This is a genomic window from Streptomyces sp. NBC_00569, assembly GCF_036345255.1.
Classification (GTDB): Bacteria; Actinomycetota; Actinomycetes; order Streptomycetales; family Streptomycetaceae; genus Streptomyces.
Genome location: NZ_CP107783.1, coordinates 1,594,449 through 1,620,171, shown reverse-complemented (window position 1 = coordinate 1,620,171; position 25,723 = coordinate 1,594,449). Strand labels below are relative to the sequence as shown.

Sequence of the window (25,723 nt, the reverse complement as noted above, 5' to 3'; positions counted from 1 at the left end):
GCGCGTTCTCGCGGACGGAACGGTGCCTCTTGCCTCCCGAGACTTCCGAAGGGCGGCGCCGGCCGGCGAGCGTTCGCCGCGCCCCGGCGGTTGGGGCGCAGACCGTACTCCGAGGACACCTCCCGGCTGCGGAGCGGCCGGACCCGGGACCCGTCACCTGGCCCACGGCGGGGTCGGCCTGCCGGACGGCGACGGCGACGGCGACGGGGGCGGGGACGGCGATGGAGATGGGGCCGACGATGGCGACCGGGAGCCCACAGACGCGCACGTGGCAAGGCCGTGAAGGGGGCATTGCAGCGCGATGACAGTCAACTCCCTTCCCTTGAAGGGAGCCTGGCCGGTGGATAGCTTCGGTGGCATGTGGATCTGCAAGCGGTTCCGGAAGCGACGGGCCATCGATCTGATGCGCGTCGCCACCGCGGTGTGTAGCTGACCTCCTCTCTGCGCTGAGCCGGGCCGCTCGGCGCCCGCCGCACTGCTCCGCTCGATTCCCTCCTCACGCCTCGCCCTCCCTTCCGCCCCGCGCCGAGGCGTGCCCCCTCTCGCCCCGTGAAGGCACGAATGTCCCCACGTACCGCCATGCCCGCATCCCTGCGCGTCGGCGCGATATCCGCTGTCGCCCTGTCCCTTCTGCTGACCGCGTGCGTGAGCAACACGCAACCCACGGCAACCAGTGAGAACATCGCGGCCAAGAAGATTCCGGCCAAGGTCTCCGCCGACACCTCCCTGACCGTCGGCGCGCCCGATCTCAAGGTCGCCCTGGAACTGTCAGGTCAGATCGACAAACTGCCCTTCAGGGTGAAGTGGGCCAATATCAGCGGCGGCCCGCAGTGCTCCGAAGCGTTCCGGGCCGACGCGCTCGACATCTGCTCAGCCGCGGAGATTCCGTCGATCAACGCCCACTGGACGGGCCTGGACACCAAACTCGTGGCGGCTAAGTTCCGCAAGGATCCCACCGCGTCCCCGATCTACGAGCTGGGGATCGCTCCGGGCGCCCACATCAAGACCCTCGCCGACCTGCGCGGAAAGAAGATCGCCTACAGCCCCGGGCAGGCACAAGGGGCGCTCGTACTGCGGATCCTGAAGAAGGCCGGTCTCACCCAGCAGGACGTCGACCTCGTCGAACTGGCCAGCACCGGTGACGTCTACCCCACCGCGCTGGGAAACCGGCAGGTGGATGCCGCGCCTATCGCCGACGTCAATATCAAGCGCTATCTGACGAAATACGGAAGGGACGGCGGTACGACCCTGAAGCACGGTCTGCGCGACGATCCGGGGCACTTGTGGGCGCTCACCGAATCCGTGAGCAACGCGCAGAAGTCCGCTGCCGTCAGAGAACTCATCAAGTTCTGGGCGCGAGCACAGGTCTGGATCGACGCACATCCGAAGCAATGGATCGACGGCTATTACGTCAAGAACCAGGGACTGAGTCGCGAGGACGGTGAATACCTCGTCGCACGGTCCGGCCACCCTGACTTCCCCGCGGACTGGACCGGAGCCATCGCGCGCCAGCAGCAGACCGTGGACCTGCTGGCGAAGGAGCAGAAGCACAAGGCCTTCGACGCGGAGATCCTCTTCGACCGCCGCTACGAGCGCGTCGCCGCCGATGCCGTTGCCGGTGAAAGGAAGACGCCATGAGTACGACAGCTCTCGACCGGAGGGCGGCGACCGCGAAGGCGACGGACGGCGCCGCGGTCCCGTCTCCCGACCCGCGCCGACAGACGCGCAAGAGATTGGGGCCGGGCCGCCCCATCGCGTACGGCTGGGCGCTCGGCCCGCTGCTGCTCCTCGCGGTGTGGGCGGCCGGCTCAGGGGCCGGACTCATCGACGCCCGCAGCCTGCCCGCGCCCTGGGCCATCGCAGGCACCGCCGGCGACCTCATCGGCGACGGCAGGCTGCAGTCCAACTTCGCGACCTCCGCCCAACGTGCCCTGCTCGGCCTGGCCTTCGGCACGGCCGCGGGTCTGCTGCTCGCGCTCGTCTCCGGACTGAGCCGCCTCGGCGAGGGGATCGTCGACGGACCGGTGCAGATCAAGCGGGCGATCCCCTCGCTGGCACTGATCCCTCTCCTCGTCCTGTGGTTCGGCATCGGCGAGACGATGAAGGTCATCACGATCGCGCTCGGCGTCTTCGTCCCGGTCTACATCCACACCCACAACGGGCTGCGGACCATCGACAGCCGCTATTCCGAACTCGCCGAGACGGTGCGGCTGAGCAGGATCCAGTTCGTCCGGCATGTCGTCCTGCCAGGTGCGCTGCCCGGGTTCCTGCTGGGGCTGCGGTTCGCGGTGACCGCCGCCTGGCTCGCGCTGGTCGTCGTCGAACAGGTCAACGCCACCAGCGGCATCGGCTACATGATGGAGCTCGCGCGGACCTACGGACAGACGGACGTGATCATCGTCGGTCTCGTCGTGTACGGACTCCTCGGGCTTGTCTCCGACGCCCTGGTACGGCTCGTGGAGAGGAGGGCCCTGGCATGGCGGCGGACGCTGGCGGGCTGACCGCGACGGAGGACCGCACGACGGTCCGCATCAAGAATCTGGTCCGCTCCCTCGGTGGGCGCCGCGTGCTCGACAACCTCGAACTGAACATCGCCCCGGGCGAGTTCGTGGCCCTGCTCGGACGCAGCGGCTCTGGCAAGAGCACCCTGCTGAGGGCATTGGCCGGCCTCGACCACGACGTGGCGGGAAGCGGTGAACTGGCAGCACCCGATGACGTGTCGGTGGTCTTCCAGGACGCGCGGCTGCTGCCGTGGAAGCGGCTGCTCGAGAACGTGGTTCTGGGCCTGCCCGGTCCGGATGCCGCACACAGGGGCCGCACCGCCCTCGCCGAAGTCGGCCTCGAAGGCCGCGAGCGGGCCTGGCCCGTCGAGCTTTCCGGCGGGGAGCAGCAGCGGGTGTCGCTCGCCCGCTCCCTCGTCCGTGAGCCGCAACTCCTTCTGGCGGACGAGCCGTTCGGAGCGCTCGACGCCCTCACCCGTATCCGGATGCACACCCTGCTGCGGCAGTTGTGCGCGCGGCACCGGCCCGCCGTTCTGCTGGTCACCCACGACGTCGACGAGGCCATCGCCCTGGCCGACCGGGTGGCCGTCCTCGACGAGGGCCGGATCGCGGTCGACATCCCGGTCGAACTTCCCGCGTCGCGCATCCACGGCGGCCCGGAGCACGCGGCACTGCGGGATCGCCTGCTCGCCCGCCTCGGCGTGGAAGCAGCCGGCTGACCACCCCCGACCAGGAGCCCAGCAGTTCTCACCCCGGCACCACCCGCACGTACGCAGAGGAGAAGAAGCCATGACCACCGTCGCCACTTTCGACATCCTCAGGGCAGGACCGCGCTTCGGCGCGGAGATCACCGGCGTCGATCTGACCGCCCCCGTCGACGAGGCCACAGCCGACGCGCTGCGGCGGGCCTTCCGGGACCACAAGGTACTGGTGTTCCGCGGCCAGCACCTGACACCCGATCAGCACGTCGCAGCCGTAAGGATCTTCGCGGAACCCTTCGACCACCCGACCGCCGCGAAGGACGACGCCCATCCGCTGGTCTACCCGTACAACGTCCGGCAGACCGGCAAGGCCAGCACCTGGCACATCGGTGGCCTGTGGCGCGACCCGGTCTTCGCCATCGAGTCGCTGACGTACGAGGTGGTGCCCGACCTGGGCGGCCACACGCTGTGGGCCGACCTGCAGGCGGCGTACGACGACCTGTCGGAGCCGTTCAAGGAGCTCCTGGAGTCCGTGAGCGCGGTGTACGACGGCAACGCGGAGAACTACGCGCAGGGCAGTACGAAGACCGCAGGCGGACCGACCGTCGAGCACCCGGTCGTCCTGGCCCATCCGGCCACCGGCCGCAAGGGCCTGTTCCTCAGCACCTCGGCGATCCGCCTCACCGGCGTGACCCCCGCGGAGAGCAAGGCCCTGCTCGACCACCTGCTGCGGCACGCGTCCTCGCCGGACTACACGATCCGCTTCGGCTGGCAGCCCGGAGACTTCGTCCTCTGGGACAACCGCGCCACCTGGCACTACGCCGTCGACGACTACGGCGACGGGGCGCGCGTCTACCGCAAGGTCATCGGCGTGGAGCCGGAAGCCGGCGGTGTGCCGGAGGCGCGTTCCTGAGCGATCCCGGGAGTAGTCCGTGCCGCCGGGCACGTGCTGCGGTCTGCGGCTCACGGCGACCGTCACGTTTCCTTCGGCGCTCGCGCGGCGGTGGTGCACCACATCGCCCGTGCACGGAGCCTCGGTCGCGCCCTCGGTGCCGGCGCTGCCCTGGCTGGGGTGGCGCCGGCGCTCGCCGTGCCGCCTGCGGGGCTCGCCTCGACGTGCGCCGGTGTGCGGGTCCTGACCGGCGCCGCCTCGGGACTCACGGTCTCGCCCCACCAGACCCCGGTCCAGCACGACGCACCCGCGGAGCGGCCGGAGCGGCCGGCGGCATTCCGCGGATGGCAAGGCGCATCGGCGACAGCGCTCTGCCTCAGCGTGTTCTCGGCGGTGTCTCCCCACTCCGCGCCGCCGCCCCCGGGAGGCGGCGGCTTCAGGTCCGCGTACCCGCTCGTCCCGTGTGTCCGCGCCGTGAGCCGGCCTGACCGAGGCGGCTCCCGTGCTGTCACGACTGCGCGAGGCAACGCTGAAGGAAGCCTCCGCAGCGTCCCCGCAGCACCGGAACTCGCCCTGGCGTACTGCCACTTGCTCCCGTAAACCCCCGCCGACCGGCGCCTCCACCGGCCCGCCACCGCCCGAACAACGATCGGATGCATGATGACCCCGCAATTCCTCTGGTACATCCCCAACACCGTCCAGCCGGGACACCGCGGTGACGACATCACATCCGGCTGGGGGTCCATCGAGTACTCGACGGAACTCGCCCGTACGGCAGAAGCCCACGGCTGGGGCGGCGCCCTGCTCGGCACCGGATGGGGACGCCCGGACACCTTCACCGTCGCCACCGCCCTGGCCGCGCGCACCACGACGTTCAAGCCACTGATCGCCGTCCGCCCCGGCTACTGGCAGCCCGCGAACTTCGCCAGTGCGGCCGCCACCCTCGACCAGCTCAGCCGCGGCCGCGTCCTGGTCAACATCGTCAGCGGCCTGGACACCCCCGCGGCCTACGGCGACACCACCGTCGACCCCGCCGCGCGCTACGCCCGCACCCAGGAGTTCCTGCATCTCGTACGCCGCCTGTGGACCGAGGAGAACGTCACCTTCCACGGCGAGCATTTCCAGGTCTCCGGCTCCACGGTCAGCCCGCGCCCCTACGGCACCGCCGAGCGGACCCATCCGACCCTCTACTTCGGCGGCGCGTCCGAAGCCGCCGAACGCGTCGCGGCGGCCGAGGCCGATGTGCAGCTCTTCTGGGGCGAACCGCTCGACGGTGTCGCCGAACGCATTGCCCGGCTCAAGGAGTTGAGCGAGCGGGTGGGGCGCCGCCATGTGGCGCTGGAGTACGGTCTGCGCATCACCACCGTGGTACGTGACACCACGGAGGAGGCGTGGCGCGCGGCAGAGGAGAAGGTCGCGAAGATGGCGGCCGACGCGGGCGAGATCGACACCTGGGCGGGCAACCGCAGAACAGCGGTCGGCCAACAACGACTGCTCGACCTCACCGAACGCGGCGAGGTCCTCGACACCTGCCTGTACACGGCGCCGGGCAGGTTCGGCGGTGGGGGAGCGGCGACCACGTGGCTCGTCGGCTCACCCGACGACGTGGCTGCGGCACTCAACGCCTACCGTGCGCTCGGCATCACGCACTTCGTACTGTCCGACACTCCCTACAAGGAGGAGACCCGCCGGATCGGTGACCAACTGCTGTGCAGGCTGCGGGAAGTGTGAGGGCGGCTGCGTGCACTTGGGGTCCCCGTCGGGGATCAGGCGAGCAAGGGCGAGCTCGGGTCGGCTGTGAGGCCGGCCGGCCAGGTCCGCAGCAAGCCCGGGGCTGATGCACACGGTCGACAAGGGGGGTCGAACGACGAGTACGGGCAAGTGGGCTAAGTTCGTGGTCGCCTTCGCAAGTCCCCACTGCCTGAGGAACCACCCGTGTCCCAACTACCGCCCCTGGGCGGCCCGAGCGTCTCGCACACCCCGGCGCAGATACGACGCAACCGCCTCATCTTCCTCGGTCTGATCCTGGTCCTCGCGGGTTTGGTGGTGTTCTGGGCCTTGGGCCCGTACGAGACGAAGGACCAGTCCGCGACGCTGAAGGCCGGTGACTGCTTTGAGAACATCGGGACGGACAAGGAAGCGAAGGCCAAGAAGCTCGACTGCACTGACGCGCACGCCGACTACAAGGTCCTGAAGATGGACAGGGACGGAGTCGTCGATACCTTCTCGTGCTCCGGCGTCCCGGGCACGACCGGTTCGCTCACCCAGTCAGGCTCCGGAGATTGGTTCGTCGTCTGCTTCAAGGAAAACGACGAGCAGGGCAGGAAATAGCGGGGCAGCCTGCGCTCGCCAAGCGTTGTCGCCTCACTGCTGGTCAGCGTGAGGCGATCTCCGTCAGGCGGAAGCGTGTCGCGCCGAATCGGCTGCGGTCCGAGCGTGGGACACCTCAGCCCGCCGGCGCCGGGTAGCTTCGCTCGCGGTGCACCCGCTCCCGCCTGAACCCCCTGCACGCGTCGACGCCGGCCTTCCTCGGCACCATCCAGAACGCTCCCCCCCGATCTGGTGAGCCATCGCCCGGCACTGTGTGGCCTGTGGATGCTCGCCGGAGACATCGCGGAGAATCACCAGGTGGCTTCGCCGGTGCGGTGCGGTGCGGTGCGGGTCCGCGTCAACCGGCCGGGTCGGCGGCCGCCCCCCCGTACGGCGCCCACCCCACCGGGCACTGGCTGAGCGCACATGTGCCGGCCTCACCTGTGCACCGGCGCGTCCGCGGTGACAGCGCCGAACGGCCCGCCCCCGGTGATGACCGCGCCGATGAACCGGGCGTGGGGGTCTGAGTGACGGGCCGTCCCGCGCGACGTGATCCGCCGCGTGGAGCCTCTCGGGGCGTAACAGCGACGATTTTGAAATAATGAACTTGTTGCCCTTTATGTCGTGCGACGCCATGACCTCGATCACCGAGGGTCCTGCCGGGAGGCCGAAATGCACTCCTCAATCGTGTGGGCGGGCCCGGCACCGACGCGCAGCGACTGCTGCAGACCGACGGCGACCGAGATCGGCCATGTGGTCCCCGGGCGCTCGTGATGGCGGGAATCGAGAAGGGCATCCATCCGAGGCAGCCGCACGTACCCGACCTGCACGAACGTCTGCGTGCCGAGCTGGGCCGGATCGACGAGCAGTTGCGGTCTCTGCTGGACGCCATGGACCGGCTGCAGGGTCTGCTGGACGCGGTGGTGTCCATCAGCCGGGAGGTCGAGCTGCCCGCGGTGCTGCACCGCATCGTGACCACTGCCATGGAGCTGGTCGGTGCCCGCTACGGGGCGATGGGTGTGCTCGACGAGTCCGGAGACCATCTGGAGCGGTTCATCGCGGCCGGTCTGTCCGAGCAGGAACGCGCTGACCTGGCGGAGGCCGGCTTCCCCCGTGGGCACGGGGTCCTGGGGCACCTGATTCGCCACCCAGAGCCCCTGCGCGTGGAGAGCATCCTGTCTCATCCGTCGTCCACCGGGTTCCCGGCCGGGCACCCGCGCATGCGCACCCTGCTCGGTGTCGCGATCAGCGTCCGCGGCGAGATCTACGGTGACCTCTACCTCTCCGAGCGGCGCGACGGACAGCCTTTCGACACCCACGACGAGAACGTCGTCGTCGCCCTGGCCGGCGCCGCCGGGATCGCGATCGAGAACGTCCGCCTGTTCGAGCGGGTACGGGTCGGAGCCGAGCAGTTTCAGCGGCTGCTGCTGCCGACGCTTCCCGACCTGCGGCCTTTCACCGCGGCCGCGATCTACCGGCCCGCAGCAGAGCCCAGTCAGCTCGGCGGTGACTGGTACGACGCCATCCCGTTGCCCGGCAATGTCGTGGCGGTCGTCATCGGTGATGTGGTCGGGCACGATCTGCGGGCCGCGGCCTCCATGGCCTCCACCCGCAACATGCTGCGCGCTCTGTTGTTCGAAGGGGGCGATGCGCCCGGCGCCGTCCTCACCCAGCTCGACCGCACACTGCAAGCCATCACGAACAATCCCGTCACCACCACGACGCTGGCGCGGATCGAACCGGCCGGACCGGGCTGGCGCCTCCACTGGAGTACCGCGGGCCACGTCCCGCCACTGCTGATCGTCCCTGGGCGCCGGGCGGAATCCCTGTTCGCCGAGCCGGGTGTGCCCCTCGGCGTCGACACCGAACAACCCCGCCCCGATCACTCCCGGTACCTGCCCGCTGACTCCACGGTCGTCTTCTTCACGGACGGGCTGGTCGAACACCCCGCCCGGTCCATCGAGGAGAGCCTCGCCGAGCTCGCCGCCCTCGCCACCCTGTACGCCGCCCTGCCCCTGCCGGAATTCGTTCAGGCACTGGCCGAGCACCACCCCAGCGACGGTCACGACGACATGGCCGTCCTCGCCCTGCGCACCCCGCCCGCCTGACCTCGAGACCGCGACGAACGGCCTGTTCAACGGTCCCGTGGAGGATCCAAGGGAAGCGGCGGATGATGGATCACGGAGCGATGTCGAAGCGGAGGCCGCCCTCATGACAGCCGCCCGGCGAGAACGGCTCCGGCGCGGCGCTGCGGCCGCCCTGGAGATATGTGTCGTGGCCGCGGTCTACTACGGCTCGGCCAAGCTGGGACTGCTCCAGCAGCTGGTGCGCGGCCAGGTCACCCCGCTGTGGCCGCCGACCGGTATCGCCCTGGCGGGCCTGCTCCTTCGCGGCCCGCGGGTCTGGCCCGGGATCACGCTCGGTGCGCTCCTGGTCAACGCCGCCCTCGGACCGTCGCTCCCGGCCGTGCTCGCCATCGTCGCCGGGAACACCCTCGCGCCCCTCTGCTCCTACGCACTGCTCCGTCGCGCTGGATTCCGTATCGAACTGTCCCGTTTGCGGGATGTGCTCGCACTGATCTTCCTCGGTGCGTTCACCGGGATGCTGATCAGCGCGACGATCGGCAGCGGGACCTTGGCCCTCGCCGGAGTGGTGCACGCCGACGGGTTCTGGCCGACGTGGTCGGTCTGGTGGACCGGCGACGCGATGGGCGTACTGGTGGTGACGCCGGTCCTGCTCGTTCTCCGCTCGGCACGCTGGCCGAAGGACGCTCCGCCGTCCCGTTGGGCGGAGGGCTTCCTGCTCGTCGTGGCCACAGCCTGCGTCGGGCTCGTCGGGAGCGGCAGCGCGCCCCTCATGTTCCTCGGCTTCCCGCTGCTCATCTGGGCGGCCTTCCGCTTCCAACTGGCCGGAGCCGCACCCTGCGCTCTGGCCGTGTCCACCTTCGCGATCGTGACCGCCGCCCGCGGGTCCGGGCCGTTCGCCGGTCATGATCTGCTCACCAGCATGATCACCCTGCAGGCATTCAACGCTTCCTCCGCGCTGACCGCCCTGCTCGTCTCGGCAGCCGTCAGCGAGCGCAACCAGGCCCAGAAGGAGATTTCGCGAGCCTGCGGGTATCTCGCCGACATGGTGGCCAAGATCTCCGCGGGCGGCTTCCAGCCGACACTCCCCGTCCGCTTCGGCGAAGAGAACACGTCGGTGAAGAGGACGATCGGGAAGAGCGCGGCGGACGAACCAGAAGTGCGGCGTGATCAGCCGGGATAGGGGCACATCACCCAGCCACCGCCCCCACTCCGCAAGAGCTCACTCTTCGCCCGCGTCGTCGGACCGACCGTGAGGGATCTCCGACGTGCTCATCGCCCACCGCGGCAACGACTCCGACCAGGGCGGAATCACTTCCGGGGGCGGCTCGGGGCGTGGGCGTGGGACGGCTTCCCTCTGCGGTCGGGCGCAGGTTCAGGTGGGAGGCTGGGAGGACATGTTCCGTTCCGAGGAGGTAGTTCCCGCATGCGCCTGCTGCTCATACGCCATGGCCAGACCCCGTCCAATCTCAAGCACCTGCTGGACACGGCGGCGCCGGGCCCGGGACTGACGCCATTGGGGCAGGACCAGGCGGCCGCACTGCCGCAGGCGCTGGCGGGGGAGACGATCGACGCCCTGTACGCGTCCACGCTGCTGCGCACCCAGCTGACAGCCGCCCCTCTCGCCGCCGCGACGGGGCTGGACATCCAGGTCCGGGACGGTATTCGGGAGCTGGTCGCCGGAGAGCTGGAGATGCGGGGCGACGACGAGGCTGCCGCCCTGTACCTCGCCACCGCGTTCGCCTGGTCCGCAGGCGACGTGGAACGCCGGATGCCCGGAGGCGAAAACGGCGTGGAGGCCCTGGGGCGCTTCGATTCCGTGGTTGCGGAGGCCGCCGATTCGGGGGCGGAGACGGTGGCGATGGTCAGCCACGGTGCCGCGATCCGGATGTGGGTGGCCGCGCGGGCGGCCAACGTGGACGTGGCGTACGCGTCGAGCCGCCCGCTGGGCAACACAGCCGCCGTCGTCCTGTCCGGCTCACCCGACCAGGGCTGGCAGACGCTGGTGTGGGAAGGCCGGCCGCTCGGGCCGGAGGGAAGCTCGCCGCAGGAAAGTGGCCCGGCAGGGGAAGCGGTCCCGACAGCCTGAGCAAGGCCGGCCGACGGAATCGGAGCTCAACAATGGCGTGCGCCGAAGCCGGTCGAGACGACCGGCCTCGGCGTCGGGGCAGAGCCACGAGCTACGGTTCGGAGCCGCGCCGAAGCAGAAGCCCGCCGGGGCGGAACTCCGGACGAGAACGCGACTCACGAAGAAACACCACACCTCAGTGGCGGACCGACCGAGGTCGCAGCGCGAACTCACAGCGCAAACTCACAGCATGATGAGAAGACGTGTCTTCGGCTTGAGCTTCCTGTTCACCGAACGACTTTGCACATACACCTCCAGCTTGGGATTGTTCCCCGCTTTCACGGAGACGGTTCCTTGCACATCCGTACCGAACAAAAGGCTCCGCGCCGCGTCGCCCGTATAGGCCCGGTCGGTGTCCTTCTCGACCACGATGACTTCTTTGTTCGGCTGGACCTGAGCCCGGGCGCCGAGCTGGTAGTAACAGGAGCCACGTTCGTACGCCACCCCCGGATGAGAATTGACGAAGGGGCGGATCTCGACTTCCTGGTCGACTTTCAGAAGCCGGTACTTGTCGGCCGGAACCGGTTCGAGGTTCGCCCGCACTTCGGCAACCGATATGTCCTGACCGACGGCGAAGAGGTTCTTCGTGCCGCGCACGCCCTGCTCCCGCCCGCGCAGGAAGCTGGTGGCGGCAGCCCGCACCGTGCCGATCGCTTCCTCGACACCCTTCTGGGAATCCGCATCCCAGATGGCGATGTTCCCGGCCGGGAAGCCGTAGTTCTGGGCGGTGCGCTTGGCCAGGGAGTTCGGGACGAGGATCGCGGACGTCCAGTGGCCTGGAAGCCCGCCCATCGTTGCCGTGATCTTTTTGAGCCAGGGGCCGAGGACGGCCATGTCGCCGTCGTGCCGCCTGTCGCCGCCGGAGGCGTTCTCCTCGCCGTCCGTCACGACGATCTGGAGGAAACTGTGCTCGCCGTATTCCTCCCAGATATGGCCCAGGTCGTCCAGCGACTTGAGAGAAGCCTCGATGAGCGCCGTAGCGCCATTGTTGACCTGGTACAGGCCCCGCATGGACGGCAGGTGCTTCACGTCCATGTCCCACACGAGGTTCTCCACCCTGTGGTCGAAGGAGTAGAGGCTGATCCTGGTCTCGTGGCCGAGGCTGTCCGATTCGGCTTTCAATCCCGCCACGAACTCATCGACCACACGGATGAGTTGACCCTGGTGCGGGCGCATGGAACCCGAAGAGTCCACTACCAGCGCGACGTGATTGACCTTGTGCTGGATCCTGTTTGCGGACACGTTTTTGCTCCCCCTCCGATGCTCCCCGAGTGACGTTTTCACTCTATGGGGAGGCACTGACAACGGCCTTTGACGTCGCGTCACCTGCACGGGCGCTGCCCCTCCGCAGGCTTGGCGAGGAACTGGTCGAGGCACAGGTCGAGGTGCCGGGGCCGGCAGCTGTCCTGGACGGTGGCTGGAGGGCTCCGTGTTGGACAGATCCTTCGAAGGTATGGACCCTGGTGGGCGATGTGCACGACGGGGTGCTGCTTGCGGCCGCGCAGGCCCGAGCCGGGCCCTTCCGGACGCCGCCAGCTGGCGCCGGGTGTCCAGGACCACCACTGGCTCAGGTCCCGCAGGTCGACCGGGCCGGGTGTCGGCCGGAACACCATCGAACCCGGTTTCAGCAGCTGCGCGGGCAGGCCAGGGTAGTGCGCAGGACTCAGCGGGCGCTCGGCGAGGGTGACGTAGCGGTGGCCGCGACGAATTCGGCGAACTGTGTGTTGGTCACCTGGTGGCGGTCGATGGCGAAGGCCGGGACCGCCACCAGGCGGGCCGGTGCTTCTTCGGGGTAGTGCGCGTTCGAGCCCATCATGAAGCGTCCGGAGGGGAGGGCGACCATGCCCTCCGGAGCGGTTGCCGTTCGGCCGGTGGGTGCCGCCGGGCCGGGCGGCAAGGGGGCGGCCGGTGGGGTGGGCGCGGCGGCGTGGAGTTCCGCCGTGCCCGGGGCGGGTTCAGGCACTCGGGACCCCTGAGACCAGGTTGGCCAGTACCTGGTCGACGGTGAAGCTCGCCGCCTTCTGCCGCGGTGGGAACTCCTTGAAGGTGGCCAGGAAGTCCCCGACGATCCGCTGGGCCGGCACGAGCAGGAACACGTGCGCCAGGAACCAGTCGTAGTAGGTGTTCGCGGTCACGTCGGCCTTCTCGAACGGGTCGGTGCGCAGGTTGAACAACTTGGGCACGCGCAGCACGGTGAACGGCTCGGCCCACAGCGCCAGCGTCCCTGGGGAGCGCTGCTCCATGAAGATCAGTTTCCAGTTGTCGTAGCGCAGCGCCATCAGGTCCCCGTCGTCGGAGAAGTAGAAGAAGTCCTTGCGCGGGCCCTGTTCGATCTCGCCGGTCAGGTAGGGCAGAAGGTTGTGGCCGTCGAGGTGGACCTTGAAGGTGTGTCCGTCCAGCGTGGTGCCGGTCTTGAGCTTGTCGACGATTTTCGGCTCCCCTGCCGCGGCGGCGAAGGTCGGCAGCCAGTCCAGGCCGGCGACGATCTCGTTGGACACCACCCCGGCGGGGATGCGACCGGGCCAGCGCACCAGGGCCGGTGTACGGAACGCGCCCTCCCAGTTGGAGTTCTTCTCGCTGCGGAACGGGGTGGTGGCGGCGTCCGGCCAGGTGTTGGCGTGCGGGCCGTTGTCCGTGCCGTACACCACGATGGTGTTGTCGGCGATGCCCAGCTCGTCCAGCAGGTCCAGCATCGAGCCGATCAGCTTGTCGTGGTCGATCATCGCGTCGTGGTATTCGGACTGCCAGCGTCCCGACTGGCCGAGGGAATCGTCCTTGGCGTGTGTGCGGAAGTGCATGTGCGTCGTGTTGAACCACATGAAGAACGGCACGTCGTCCGTGGCCTGCCGGCGGATGAAGTCCGTGGCGGCCGACGCGAACTCTTCATCACAGGTCTTCATCCGCTCCCGGGTCAGCGGCCCCGTGTTCTCGATCCGCTGCCCGCCCTTGCCGTCGGCCCAGGTGTGCAGCACACCACGCGGACCGTAGTTCTCGCGGAAGTCCGGGTACTCCTCATCGGAGGGGTAGTCGCGTTCCTCCGGCTCCTCCTCGGCGTTGAGGTGGTAGAGATTGCCGAAGAACTCGTCGAAGCCGTGCACGGTCGGCAGGTGCTCGTCGCGGTCGCCCAGGTGGTTCTTGCCGAACTGCCCGGTGGCGTAGCCCTGTTCCTTGGAGGACTCGGGCGATGGTCGGATCCTGCGCCTGCATGCCCAGCTGCGCCCCCGGCAGTCCCACCTTCGACAGGCCGGTGCGGAACGGGCTCTGGCCGGTGATGAACGCCGAACGCCCCGCCGTGCAGGACTGCTCCGCGTAGTAGTCCGTGAAGCGCATGCCCTCCGTGGCGATCCGGTCGATGTTCGGGGTGCGGTATCCCATGAGGCCGTCGCTGTAGCAGCTCAGGTTCGTGATTCCGATGTCGTCGCCCCACAGCACCACAATGTTCGGCTTGTCCGCCATCGCCCGCGCGCCTCTCCTCGGCCCTCTGCTGTTCCGGGGGCTCGCTTCCGCTGTTTGGCCTCGACGCTAAGGGCTACCCGCCCCGTCCGCCGTGAGCGCTGCGGCAAACCGGTGAACCGATCGTCGGACGCCACGGTGCGGTTCGTCGCCGGGCCCGGTCGAGCGTGGCTTTGGCGGCGTCGGACGCGGGGGCGGTGGTCGCCGCGTTGCGCGTGAGGTGATGCCACGCGGGATCGATCACCGTCACCGACACCTGTCTCTTCTGCGATGATGGCTGATCATGGCCTCGATGTCCTCGCAGAGTTCGGCCGGAACCCCGCCCACGAGCGAGGACGTGGCACGCGCCGCGGGAGTCTCGCGGGCCACCGTCTCGTACGTCCTGAACAACACCCGGGGCGGACGCGTCAGTGAGGCCACCCGGGAGCGGGTCAGGGAAGCGGCCCTGCAGCTGGGTTATGTGCCGCACGCCGTGGCGCGGGCACTGCGCGCCGGGCGGAGCGGAGTCGTCCTGCTCACCGCCCCGGCTGTGACCGCGGGGCCTTTGTTCGCCCAGTTCTTCGCCGAGCTGCAGTCGGCCCTTTCGGAACTCGGTTACACGGCCGTCCTCTACGGCCCGACGGGCCACCGGGGAGCCGAGGCCGCCCGCCGATGGGCCGAGCTGCGGCCCGACGCGGTGCTGTCGCTGATGGACGACAGCCTGGACGAGCACGCCGTCGACGTGCTGCACCGGGCCGGCATCGGCGTCGTGGTCAGCGCCGGGCCGGCGCCTGTGCCCGGCGCGCACGCGCTGGTGGCGGACCAGGTGCAGGTCGGCGCGATGGCCCTGGAGCACCTGGTGGCGGTCGGACGCAGGAACATCGGTGTGATCGTGCCCGCCGACGTGTCGCTGCGCGGGTTCGCCGAGCCCAGGTTCTCCGGTGCCGAGACCGCCGCGCGAGCACACCCTTCCGTCACCGTCGTGCGGCAGGAACTGTCTCTCGACGAGGGGGCGGCGGCCCGGTGGGCCGAGCTGGTGGTCGAGGCCAGGGTCGACGGGTTGTTCGCCTACAACGACGAGTACGCGTCCGTCGCCGTGCGCGCCCTTCAGGACGCCGGCCTGCGTGTCCCGGAGGACGTCGCGGTGGTGGGTGCGGACGATCTGCTGATCGGCAGACTCCTGCGCCCGAAGCTGACGACCGTCCGCATGGATTTCACGCCCGCACGTGAGATCGCCGCGATGCTGGACCGCCTGATCGGCGCTCCCGGCACGCCTGCGGAGACCCGCTCCTACCTCCGAACCGGTCTGGTGATCCGGGAAACCGCCTAGCCAGGGCGGTCGGCAAGGTGACGTGACAGCAGCGTCGCCGCGCGCGTCGGCCCCGCGTCGTGGCTGACGGATCAGTTGCTCCGGCGTCGATCACTGGCTTCAACTTTTCAACACTCGAGTGGTCCCGCATCGGATGACGAACACAACTCGTGCCGTCAGACCTCTTCCGCTGATTACACGTGTCACCTACTGTCCTCCTCAACGCGCGCCCCCACCGCGTCCGCATTCATCGGCATCGCTCTTCAAGGGGCCTCAGCATGACCCATTCACTTCCTGAAAACGCGACGGCGACCGCCGTCGTCGGCGCCGACACCGGCGCCGACGCACCCGCGCCTCCCCGGCGCCTCGCACGGCTCTACGTCACGCTGCCCGCCGCCAACATCGCGCTCTACCTGTTGTGGCTCGGCGTGGGCAGCTTCCTGCTGCCCATCCAGGTCGCCCAGATCACCGGCACGAACGACACATCCGCCTTGTCCACCGCCAGCACCACGGGGGCCGTCCTCGCCACGATCGGCAACCCGGTGTTCGGGCAACTGTCCGATCGCACGCGGTCCCGGTTCGGCCGCCGGGCGCCGTGGATCCTGCTGTGCGCGCTGCTCGGCGCACTCGCCCTGGTCGCCCAGGCGCACGCGGCAAGCATCGCGACGCTCGGCCTGAGCTGGGGCGTCGTGCAGTTCATCATGAACGGCTACCAGGCCGCCCTGACCGCCGCCATGCCCGATCGCGTCCCGGCCGCCCGGTACGGAACCTTCTCGGCGCTGGTCGGTCTGGGCGTACCCCTCGGCACCATCGCCGCGGCACTGATCATCGGCGGGGTGCCCGGCACGAAGTTCGGCCTGGACGGTGTCATCGGCGGATTCGGCGGCCGGTTCGCCGGCGCGAACGGCTACTACCTGACAGCCGCCGTCATCGTCGCCGCGGCGCTCGTGTTCGTCGTCCTGTCGCCGGACCGTGACGCCCGTGACCTGCCGCGCGAGCCGTTCTCACTCAGAGCGTTCCTCGGCGGCTTCTGGGTCAGCCCCTGCCGGCACCCGGACTTCGGCTGGGCCTTCGTCTCCCGGCTCGGCGTCATGCTGGGCTACTTCATCGTCCTCACCTACAACCTGTACCTGCTCGCCGACTACATCAAGGTCCCGCCCCAGGATCTGCTGCCGACCGTCGGCTTCCTGATGGTCGTCAACGCGCTGTGCACGGTCGCCGCCACCGTCCTCCTCGGACCCCTCGCCGACAAGGTCGGCAGGGTGAAGCCGTTCGTGTTCACCTCCGGCATCGTCGCCGCGCTGGCCCTGTCGCTCCCGATGCTGTGGCCCACTCAGGGCGGCATGCTCGCGTACAACATCGTCGGCGGCCTGGCCTTCGGCGCCTACATGGCCGTCGACATGGCCCTGATCACCAAGGTTCTGCCGCGCGCAGCCGATGTCGGCAAGGACATGGGCGTCATCAACATCGCCAACGCCGGACCGCAGATCCTCGCCCCCACCCTCGCCGGCTGGATCGTCGCCGCGGGCGGCTACGAGGCCTTGTTCCCGGTCGCCGCGGCCGTCTCACTCGTCGGCGCGCTGGGTGTACTCCGCGTCCGGGGCGTCCGGTGAGCCGTCAGGCCCGCCACGCCCCTTCCGCGCCCGCGCGGTGACCGCCACTCCGGGACGCCGGCCGTGTCCCGGTCCGCACCGGCGCCGAACCACCCCCGGGACTCCGTCCCCTTCGCCCTGGAGGCACCCATGACCACCACCGCACCCGCGCCACGTCACGAAGGCCACCCCTACCAGGACCCGTCCCGCCCCGTCGACGAGCGAGTCGAGGACCTCCTGGCCCGCATGACCCTCGCCGAGAAGGCCGGACAGGTCTTCCACACCATGCTTCCCCTCCATCCGGACGGACGCCCGGTCGAGAACGGCGACGAGGCGATGGTGCCCACGGACACCACCGGACTGATCCGGACACGTCTCATCAGCCACTTCAACGTCCTGGGCGCCGCGGGCGCCCGGCAGATGGCCGAATGGCACAACGCCCTTCAGGAGATCGCCGCCGGCACCCGCCTCGGCATACCGCTCACGCTCTCCACCGACCCGCGCCACGCCTTCACCGACAACCCGGGTGCGTCGTTCACCGCAGGGCCGTTCTCCGCGTGGCCCGAGCCGCTGGGTCTGGCCGCGACCCGCGACCCCGAACTGGTGCACCGGTTCGCCGACACCGTCCGACGCGAGTACCTGGCCGTCGGCCTGCGCGTGGCCCTCCACCCGCAGATCGACCTGGCCACCGAGCCGCGCTGGTCCCGCCAGACGGGCACCTTCGGCTCGGACGCCGCCCTGACCGCCGAGCTCGTGCGGGCGTACGTCCACGGACTGCAGGGGGAGGAGCTGGGCGGCCACTCCGTCAGCGCCATGGTCAAGCACTTCCCCGGCGGCGGCCCCCAGAAGGACGGTGAGGACCCGCACTTCCCGCACGGCAAGGAACAGGTCTATCCCGGCGGAATGCGGGACCACCACCTCCTGCCCTTCCGCGCCGCCATCGACGCCGGGTGCGCGCAGATCATGCCGTACTACGGACAGCCGATCGGCACGGACTGGGAAGAGGTGGGCTTCGGCTTCAACCGCGGCGTCGTCACCGGGCTGTTGCGCGAGCAGCTGGGCTTCACCGGCATCGTGTGCACCGACTGGGGACTGCTCACCGACGCCTCGATCCTCGGCGAACTGCACCAGGCGCGCGCCTGGGGGGTGGAACACCTCAGTGTCGCCGAGCGGGCGGCGAAGGCCCTCGACGCCGGAGCCGACCAGTTCGGCGGCGAGGCCTGCCCGGAGGTGATCGTGGAACTGGTCCGCTCGGGCCGCGTCCCTGAGTCCCGTATAGACGCCTCGGTGCGACGCCTGCTGCGCGACAAGTTCCGTCTGGGACTGTTCGACAACCCCTTCGTCGACCCCGGGACGGCCGAGGAAACCGTCGGCAACAGTGAGTTCCGCGCGGCCGGCGAGGCCGCACAGCGCCGCTCCCTGACCGTACTGACCAACCACGAGCGGACACTCCCGGTCACCGCGACCCGGCCGAAGCTGTACGTCCGCGGAGTCTCGCCGGACGCGGCGGCCTCCTACGGCGAGGTGGTCGCCGACCCTGCCGCCGCCGAACTGGCGATCCTTCGGCTGCGCACCCCGTACGAACCGCGCGAGGGCAGGTTCGAGGCGTTCTTCCACTCCGGGCGACTCGACTTCCCCGAGGAGGAACTGAGCGACATCGTGCGTCTCTTGGAGACCGTGCCGGCCCTTGTCTGCATCAACTTGGAGCGGCCGGCCGTCATCCCGGAGATCGCCGAGAAGGCGTCCGCGCTGATCGCCGACTACGGCGCGAGTGACACCGCACTGCTGGACATCGCCTTCGGCCGGGCCGCCGGCGAGGGCCGCCTGCCCTTCGAGCTGCCCCGCTCCATGGCGGCCGTCGCGGCCTCACGCCCGGACGTACCCAACGACACCGCCGACCCCGTCTTCCCGCACGGACACGGACTGCCCCTCTGACTCCCGGAACTGTGCCGGACCCGCAGACACCCGGTGGCCGGCACCCGCGCCGGCCACCGCCTCCGACCTGAACAAAGGGACACGCCCACCATGCCCATCACCTCCCGCTCCCGCATCGTGCTGGCCACCACCGCCGCACTCGCAAGCCTCACCGCGACGGCCTACGCCCTGCCACAGGCCACGGAACCCGCCGCCCACGCGGAACCCTCGGCCCAACCCCTGGCCGGACTGCGCGTCCTGCTGTCCAACGACGACTCCATGCAGGCCGCCAAGGCCTCCCACTCCGACGGGCTGGGCCTCTACGAGATGCGCAAGGCGCTGTGCGCGGCGGGCGCCGACGTCGTCGTCATGGCGCCGTGGCAGGTGCAGTCCGGCAAGGGCACCGCGGTCACCAACGGCGGCGCGCTCACGCTGGCCCGGCGCACACGGCTGCCCGCCGGCTACGAGAACGACTGCACAGGCGCACCGTCCGGCTCGCCCGTCTACGGGGTGTGCCTGTCCGACGATGCCTGTGGCGCCGGCACACCGAGCGCGACGCCGGCCGACACCGTCAAGTTCGCCCTCCGCTCGGGCCTCGCCGCCAAGGTCGGCTGGGCCGACGGCCCCGACGTGGTCGTGACCGGCATCAACTCCGGGCCGAACGTCAGCGCGCAGGTCAACGACTCCGGTACCGTCGGCGCCGCTGTCGCCGCCATCGACGACGGCATTCCCGCCCTCGCTTTCTCCTCGTCATCCGGCGACAGCACCAACACCTACTTCCCGGTCGCCAACTACCGGGCCAACGCCGAGTTCGGCGCCCGCCTTCTCGCCGGAATGCGCGATCGCTCCCTGCTGACCGACACGTTCGCCGTCAAGGTGGACTACCCCGACGTCAGCACGGGCCGGCGGGCCAAGGCGCCCCTGTGGACCGGCATCGGCCACGGCAAGGTCGTGTGGCACGACTACGCGGCACACCGAGGCAGCGGCGACACCTTCGACATCGTCCCCGGCGTCTGCGCGGACAGGCCCCAAGACCCCTGCACGGAAACCGTGCGGCGCGCCGACTCCACCGCGCTGCTCAGCGGCCATGTGGCCGTCGCGCCCGTCACCGCGGACCGCACCTACGGTGCCACCGTCGACGGCGGGAAGAACCTGCGGAAGCTGAAGCACTACGTCGAGCAGAACGCCCCGCGCCCGTGAGCCGGGACAGATCTCGACTCCTCCACCTCGGCGCCGTACAAGACACCAGGAGCAACCAGTGACCGACCACCCCGCGGAGCAGCCCGTCGTCCGTACCGCCCACGGCCCCGTGCGCGGTGAGCGCCGTGAGAGCGGCGTCCGGTTCCTCGGCATCCCCTACGCCCAGCCGCCCGTCGGCGAACTCCGGTTCGCCGCGCCCCTTCCTCCCGAGCCCTGGTCCGGCGTCCTGGACGCCACCACCTACGGACCGACCGCACAGCGCCGCCCCCTGGCAGAGGTCACCTTCATCCCTGAGCCGAGCATTCCGGGCGACGGGACGCTCAATCTCAACGTGTTCACCCCAAACCCCTCTCCGGACGACGGCCTGCCGGTGATGGTGTGGATCCACGGGGGCGGTTTCGTCGCCGGATCCCAGGCGAGCCCCTGGTACGACGGCGCCGCCTTCAACCGCGACGGGGTGGTCGTCGTCTCGATCGGCTACCGGCTCGGCTTCGACGGCTTCGGATGGATCTCCGACGCACCGCACAACCGCGCCGTCCGTGACTGGTTGCTGGCCCTCGAATGGGTCCGGGACAACATCCGGGGCTTCGGCGGGGACCCCGACCGGGTCACGATCGCCGGTCAGTCGGCGGGCGGCGCGGCCGTACTGACCCTGCTGGGAATGCCCCGCGCGCAGCACCTGTTCCAGCGCGTGCACTGCCTGTCCGGCCCGGTCTCACAAGTGTCGACGGCCGGCGCGGAACGTGTGGGCCGGAAGCTGGCCGAACTGGGCGGCGTACAGCCGACCCGATCCGCACTGTCCCGGCTGAGCGAGGAACAGATCCTCGATCTGCAGAAACAGGTGTCATCCCTGACCGAGGACACCGACACCGAAACAGATACGGGTACGGATACCGATACGGATACGGATGCGGGCACGAGCGCGGCCCCGGAAGACGCTCTGGCCTGGCTCGCCGGCCTGATCGGCACAAGCCTGCCCTTCGCTCCGGTGGTCGACGGCGACTTGATCCCCCAGGCCACCCTGGACGCCCTCGCAGCGGGTGTGGGAGCCGACAAGGAGCTCGTACTCGGGGCCACCGACCACGAGTTCACGATGGCACTGCACCCCCTGCGGGACCGACTTGCCACCGCGGCGCCGGCCCGGATCCTCACCGGGTGCGGCGTCGACGAGGCCGTCGCCACCGCGTACATCGCCGATCACCCGGACCTGGACACCGCCGACCTCGTCGGCCAGTACGTCACGGACCACGTCTTCCGCACCGCCGTGGCCCGGGTCGCCCGGGTTCGCGGCACCGCGCCCACCTGGCTGTACCGGTTCGCCTGGCGCTCGCCCGTCCTCGGCCTTGCCACGCACTGCCTCGACGTGCCGTTCCACTTCGACTGCCTCGATGCCGACGGGGTCACCGCCGTAGCCGGTGCCGAGCCGCCCGAGGCCCTTGCCGCGAATGTCCACGGCGCGGCGGTCGCCTTCATCCACGACGGCAGGCCGGGCTGGACGCCCTGGACCTCCAGCGCCCCCGCCACCCGCGTCTTCGACACCCGCTCCTCCGACACGGGCGACGGCTACGCCGACGTGCGCTCCCTCCTGCTCACTTAGGACCTCTGCTTCGAAAGACCTAGCCCCCGGTCCTGTCCTCGTCCACCGACCGGGATGATCCGAAGTCCCGTGGGCGGCTGCGTAATTGACAGCTGACGCAGCCGTCCCTACGGTGACGGCACAGGTTTACATCGATGTAACGACGTCGCGCTCCCGTGCCGGTCTCCCTTCGGGGAGCCGCCTCCGAAGGGCTGCCCATGTCCCTGTCGAGCACTCTCCGCGTCATCCGCCGGGCGGTCGTGTCGTTCGGCGCGCTCCTGGCGCTCGTCGGCGGTGTCCTTCCGGCGTCGGCCGATCCGTCGCCCGGGGCGCCGCGCACGGTTGCCGCCGCCGCTTCGGGCGGGTTCCGTAACCCGCTGAACAGCGGCCCCGATCCGTACATGACGTACTGGAACGGCAACTACTACCTCACGACGACGCAGGGCGACAGCATCAGAATGTGGCGGTCCCCGTCCCTGAGTACCCTGCTGACGGCCGATCCGGTCACGGTGTGGACCGACACGGACAGCTCGCGCAACCGCGACATCTGGGCGCCGGAGTTCTACCGGTTCGGCGACCGCTGGTACATGTACTACACCGCGGACGACGGCGTGGACGACCACCACCGCCTCTACGTCCTGGAGTCGGACCGGGACGATCCGGCGGGCCCCTACCACTTCAAGGCCAAGCTCGCGCCGCCCAACCACGCGAACGACTTCGCCATCGACGCGGGCATCCTGCAGCACAACGGGCGTCTCTACCTCGCCTACAGCGGCATCAACCAGTACCAGCACAACGGCCTCAACATCGCGCCGCTCGCCAACCCCTACACGGTCTCGGGCGACGCGGTGGCCATCAACGCCGCGGGAGGCTGCCCGGAGGTCCGTGAGGGGCCGGAGTTCCTCAACCGCAACGGCCGTACGTGGATGACGTACTCGACGTGCGACACCGGCAAGCCGGACTACCAGATCTGGATGATGTCGCTCCCGGACACGGCCGATCCGCTGGTGCCGGGCAACTGGACGCAGCACCAGGGCGCGGTCTTCTCCCGCGCCGACGACCACGGCGTCTTCGGGCCGGGACATCACGCGTTGTTCAAGTCACCCGACGGCAGCGAGGACTGGATCGTCTACCACGCCAAGACGACGAGCGCTTCCACCTACAGCAACCGCACCACGCGCGCCCAGAAGTTCGGCTGGAAGGCGGACGGCAGCCCGGACTTCGGACGGCCGCTCGCCCTGGGCGCCACGCAGGACCTGCCGTCGGGGGACCCCGGAGCCGGCAATTACTGGATCAACGACGACGGGCGCTCCGACGGTCCAGGGACCGTCGCCTACAGCGGCGCCTGGAACTCGGGCACCGGCTGCGCGACCCAGTGCTTCTGGAGCGACGACCACTGGAGCGACCGAGCCGACGCCTCGGCCACCTTCACCTTCGACGGCACCCGCATCGCCCTGCTGTCCGTACGTGACGTGGGGAACGGCTACGCGGACCTGAGCATCGACGGCGGGCCGGCACAACGTGTGGACTTCTACGGTGCCATCCGCACGGGGGAGACGGTCCAGTATCTGAGCCCGAGGCTCCCTTCCGGGCACCACACGCTGCGGCTACGGGTCACCGGTCAGCACAACGCGCAGTCGACCGCCTCGTTCGTGAGTGTCGACCGTGCGGAGGTCTACAACGATTGAACGCGGCTGCGCACGCGTGCAGTTGTCGCCCGCACAGGGGGCGGGCGACGACGCGTACCCATGACTGACGCGAAGGTATTGCGTGTCCCGTGGTCAGGGGTCAGGGGTCAGGAACAGCTCGCGACTACGTGTCTATAAGTGTTCTTTAGGTGTCACAAGTGTCGTAGGGTCCGGTGTATGAACCTGACGGAATGGGCACGCGCACAGGGGGTTGCCCCGCGTACTGCGTACCGCTGGTTCCGTGAGGGCACGCTGCCGGTCCCTGCGGAGCGAGTGGGGCCGCGCACGATCCTGGTGAACATCGACGCGAACACTTCACCGTCCGTGACCGGTGGCGTGGGCCTTTACGCCCGCGTTTCCTCCCACGGTGAGAAGGCCGACCTGGAGCGGCAGACCGCACGCTTGTCGGCATGGGCTGCCAAGGCCGGGCATAGGGTCGTGCGCGTCGAATCCGAGATCGCTTCGGGAATGAACGGTGCCCGCGCCAAGGCCTGTCGCCTGCTGGCCGACCCGGCGGTGACCACCGTAGTGGTGGAGCACAAAGACCGGTTGGGCCGCATGAACGTCGAACTCGTTGAGGCCGCTCTGGCTGCAACCGGCCGTCGACTCGTTGTGCTGGATGACGGCGAGGTCGAAGACGACCTGGTGCGCGACATGGTGGAGGTTCTGACCTCGTTCTGTGCCCGCCTGTACGGCTGCCGCAGTGCGAAGAACCGTGCCAAGAAGGCGCTGGAAGCGGCGGCTGCCGATGGCTGACAAGAAGAAGCAGCTCCGCACCATCGACCCGCCGTTCGTTGCTGTCGGCCCGTCCGGTGTGGCGTTACGCGACCGCCTCAAGCACCTCACACCAAAGGACGAGAAGGTGTTGCGTCTGGTCGGCGAGCACCAGGGCCGCCTGGCCTCTGTCGACCTCAAGGCCCGTTGCGAAGCCGGGCACAAGCACAACAATGACGCGTGGGCATCCCGCAAGCGTGACCTGACCGAGCAGTCATCGTCGCGTATCGCGGGTGCGATCACGAAGGCCACGCACGACCAGTACGGCCTGGCCCGACGTTGCCTGCTCGCCCATGTCCAGAACCTTGAGGCCGGTATCCGCATGCTGCGACACCGGCTGTCCCTCCCGATCGGCGAGAAGGGCAGCAAGCGGGCGCCGGGCGGGTATCGGTCCAAGGGCGAGTGGTTCCACAAGTCCCGCCGCCTGGCCACCCTGGAACACCGCCTCGACATGGCCCGTGACGACTGGAAGACCGGACGTGTCCGTGTCGTTCGCGGGGGTCGGCGGCTGCTCAGGAACCGGCACAACCTTCAGGCCGCGCAGCTCACCGAGCGCGAGTGGCGTCAGCGTTGGGAGGCTGAGCGCTGGTTCCTCGCCGCAGACGGCGAGTCCGGAAAACGCTTCGGTAACGAGACGATCCGCGTCACCCCTCACGGCGATGTGTCGATCAAGATGCCCGCCCCGCTCGCCCACCTGGCCAACAGTAAGCATGGCCGGTACGTGCTTGCCTCCAAGGTCGTATTCGCGCACCGTGGGGACGAGTGGCGCGACCGCACGGAGGCCAACCGTGCCGTCGCCTACCGCATCCACTGCCACGTTGAGCGGGGCCGCTGGTACCTCACCGCTTCGTGGACCAGGCCCGTCGTGCAGACGATGCCGTTGGCCACCGCTTGCGCCAAGGGCATGGTCGGCGTCGACACGAACGCCGACCACTTCGCCGCCTACCGGCTCGACCGGCACGGCAATCCGGCCGGCGACCCGCGCCGCTTCCACTACGATCTGTCCGGCACCGCCGACCACCGCGACGCCCAGATCCGGCACGCTCTCACTCGCCTCCTGCACTGGACCAAGCAGACCGGCGCGCGGGCGATCGGCATTGAAAACCTGGACTTCGCCGCCGAGAAGACCCGCGAGAAGCACGGCCACAAGAAGCGGTTCCGGCAACTCATCTCCGGTATACCCACCGGCAAGCTCAAGGCCCGCATTGTCTCCATGGCCGCCGAGCACGGCATCGCCATCGTCGCCGTTGACCCGGCATACACCTCGATGTGGGGCGACCAGCACTGGCGCAAGCCCATGATCAGCAAGACTCGCAACATGACTCGCCATGACGCCGCCTCGGTGGCCATTGGCAGGCGCGCCCTCGGGTACCCGATCCGGCGACGGACGGCACCGCCCCAGCATCACCAGAGTGATGGTGCTGGGCATCGGACCGTTCAGGCCGATCGTGGTGACCGAGGGCGTGAGGAAACCCGCCGCCCCGTCCCGGAGCGTGCACACGATGCACGTTGCCGGACAGGGACAACGAGAACGCGGGGGACCAGCGCATCCAAAACCGTTCGGGATGCGCGCAGTTCTGGGACGTGGGTACAAGACTCGCTCCCAGACACTGTTTAGGAAC

20 protein-coding genes and 1 pseudogene are annotated in these 25,723 nt (G+C 69.5%); 17 read left to right on the top strand and 4 right to left on the bottom strand.

Annotated elements, in window-relative coordinates:
• The first annotated feature begins 561 nt into the window (after positions 1 to 561).
• The 9 genes from OHO83_RS07500 (at position 562) to OHO83_RS07460 (ending at position 10,577) form a co-directional block, all read left to right on the top strand.
• Positions 562 to 1,638 (top strand): ABC transporter substrate-binding protein, encoded by a 1,077-nt coding sequence (locus OHO83_RS07500; protein WP_330278933.1) that lies wholly within the window; start codon positions 562 to 564, stop codon positions 1,636 to 1,638.
• Positions 1,635 to 2,501, top strand: a complete 867-nt coding sequence (locus tag OHO83_RS07495) for an ABC transporter permease (RefSeq protein WP_330278932.1) — start codon at positions 1,635 to 1,637, stop codon at positions 2,499 to 2,501. Before OHO83_RS07500 ends, OHO83_RS07495 begins: the two co-directional genes overlap by 4 nt.
• Complete coding sequence (locus OHO83_RS07490; RefSeq protein WP_330278931.1) at positions 2,477 to 3,220, top strand: ABC transporter ATP-binding protein; 744 nt, start codon at positions 2,477 to 2,479, stop codon at positions 3,218 to 3,220. The genes OHO83_RS07495 and OHO83_RS07490 overlap by 25 nt, the downstream gene beginning before the upstream one ends.
• Before the next feature lie 70 nt (positions 3,221 to 3,290).
• Positions 3,291 to 4,115 (top strand): TauD/TfdA dioxygenase family protein, encoded by an 825-nt coding sequence (locus OHO83_RS07485; RefSeq protein WP_266677613.1) that lies wholly within the window; start codon positions 3,291 to 3,293, stop codon positions 4,113 to 4,115.
• Positions 4,116 to 4,751: 636 nt separating this feature from the next.
• Positions 4,752 to 5,825 (top strand): LLM class flavin-dependent oxidoreductase, encoded by a 1,074-nt coding sequence (locus OHO83_RS07480; protein ID WP_330278930.1) that lies wholly within the window; start codon positions 4,752 to 4,754, stop codon positions 5,823 to 5,825.
• A 204-nt stretch (positions 5,826 to 6,029) separates the two neighbouring features.
• Positions 6,030 to 6,425, top strand: coding sequence for an LppU/SCO3897 family protein (locus tag OHO83_RS07475; RefSeq protein ID WP_266677617.1), 396 nt, complete (start codon positions 6,030 to 6,032; stop codon positions 6,423 to 6,425).
• A 752-nt stretch (positions 6,426 to 7,177) separates the two neighbouring features.
• A complete protein-coding gene (locus OHO83_RS07470) occupies positions 7,178 to 8,512 on the top strand; it encodes a PP2C family protein-serine/threonine phosphatase (RefSeq protein ID WP_266677620.1) in 1,335 nt (444 codons plus the stop codon).
• 103 nt (positions 8,513 to 8,615) lie between these two features.
• Positions 8,616 to 9,671: an MASE1 domain-containing protein gene (locus OHO83_RS07465; protein ID WP_329432609.1), complete on the top strand. Its 1,056-nt coding sequence runs from the start codon at positions 8,616 to 8,618 to the stop codon at positions 9,669 to 9,671.
• 243 nt (positions 9,672 to 9,914) lie between these two features.
• Positions 9,915 to 10,577, top strand: a complete 663-nt coding sequence (locus tag OHO83_RS07460; RefSeq protein WP_266677624.1) for a histidine phosphatase family protein — start codon at positions 9,915 to 9,917, stop codon at positions 10,575 to 10,577.
• A gap of 222 nt (positions 10,578 to 10,799) precedes the next feature.
• Here the strand turns inward: OHO83_RS07460 and OHO83_RS07455 are convergent, their stop codons facing one another.
• The 4 genes and pseudogenes from OHO83_RS07455 to OHO83_RS46905 form a co-directional block, all read right to left on the bottom strand.
• Entirely contained in the window at positions 10,800 to 11,858 is a 1,059-nt protein-coding gene (locus OHO83_RS07455; protein ID WP_330278929.1) for a vWA domain-containing protein, read from the bottom strand.
• 421 nt (positions 11,859 to 12,279) lie between these two features.
• On the bottom strand, positions 12,280 to 12,579 hold the full coding sequence (locus OHO83_RS07450) for a formylglycine-generating enzyme family protein (protein ID WP_330278928.1): 300 nt from the start codon (positions 12,577 to 12,579) through the stop codon (positions 12,280 to 12,282).
• Positions 12,572 to 13,810 (bottom strand): sulfatase-like hydrolase/transferase, encoded by a 1,239-nt coding sequence (locus OHO83_RS07445; protein ID WP_330280729.1) that lies wholly within the window; start codon positions 13,808 to 13,810, stop codon positions 12,572 to 12,574. The genes OHO83_RS07450 and OHO83_RS07445 overlap by 8 nt, the downstream gene beginning before the upstream one ends.
• A pseudogene (locus OHO83_RS46905) lies at positions 13,800 to 14,072 on the bottom strand (sulfatase-like hydrolase/transferase); the annotation flags it as partial. The pseudogene OHO83_RS46905 and the gene OHO83_RS07445, both read right to left, overlap by 11 nt.
• 280 nt (positions 14,073 to 14,352) lie before the next feature.
• Between OHO83_RS46905 and OHO83_RS07440 the strand changes: the two are divergent.
• The 8 genes from OHO83_RS07440 (at position 14,353) to OHO83_RS07405 (ending at position 25,719) form a co-directional block, all read left to right on the top strand.
• Positions 14,353 to 15,378, top strand: coding sequence for a LacI family DNA-binding transcriptional regulator (locus tag OHO83_RS07440; RefSeq protein WP_330278927.1), 1,026 nt, complete (start codon positions 14,353 to 14,355; stop codon positions 15,376 to 15,378).
• 257 nt (positions 15,379 to 15,635) lie between these two features.
• Positions 15,636 to 16,970 carry an MFS transporter gene (locus OHO83_RS07435; RefSeq protein ID WP_330278926.1) on the top strand — a complete coding sequence of 445 codons (1,335 nt, stop codon included), beginning with the start codon at positions 15,636 to 15,638 and terminating at the stop codon, positions 16,968 to 16,970.
• Positions 16,971 to 17,099: 129 nt separating this feature from the next.
• Complete coding sequence (locus OHO83_RS07430) at positions 17,100 to 18,884, top strand: glycoside hydrolase family 3 protein (RefSeq protein ID WP_330278925.1); 1,785 nt, start codon at positions 17,100 to 17,102, stop codon at positions 18,882 to 18,884.
• A 90-nt stretch (positions 18,885 to 18,974) separates the two neighbouring features.
• Positions 18,975 to 20,063, top strand: coding sequence for a 5'/3'-nucleotidase SurE (surE, locus tag OHO83_RS07425; RefSeq protein ID WP_330278924.1), 1,089 nt, complete (start codon positions 18,975 to 18,977; stop codon positions 20,061 to 20,063).
• Between the two features lie 58 nt (positions 20,064 to 20,121).
• Positions 20,122 to 21,660: a carboxylesterase/lipase family protein gene (locus OHO83_RS07420; RefSeq protein WP_330278923.1), complete on the top strand. Its 1,539-nt coding sequence runs from the start codon at positions 20,122 to 20,124 to the stop codon at positions 21,658 to 21,660.
• A 197-nt stretch (positions 21,661 to 21,857) separates the two neighbouring features.
• Positions 21,858 to 23,327, top strand: coding sequence for a family 43 glycosylhydrolase (locus OHO83_RS07415; RefSeq protein WP_266677646.1), 1,470 nt, complete (start codon positions 21,858 to 21,860; stop codon positions 23,325 to 23,327).
• 177 nt (positions 23,328 to 23,504) lie between these two features.
• Positions 23,505 to 24,083 carry an IS607 family transposase gene (locus tag OHO83_RS07410; protein ID WP_330278922.1) on the top strand — a complete coding sequence of 193 codons (579 nt, stop codon included), beginning with the start codon at positions 23,505 to 23,507 and terminating at the stop codon, positions 24,081 to 24,083.
• On the top strand, positions 24,076 to 25,719 hold the full coding sequence (locus OHO83_RS07405; RefSeq protein WP_266677650.1) for a transposase: 1,644 nt from the start codon (positions 24,076 to 24,078) through the stop codon (positions 25,717 to 25,719). Before OHO83_RS07410 ends, OHO83_RS07405 begins: the two co-directional genes overlap by 8 nt.
• Positions 25,720 to 25,723: the final 4 nt, after the last annotated feature.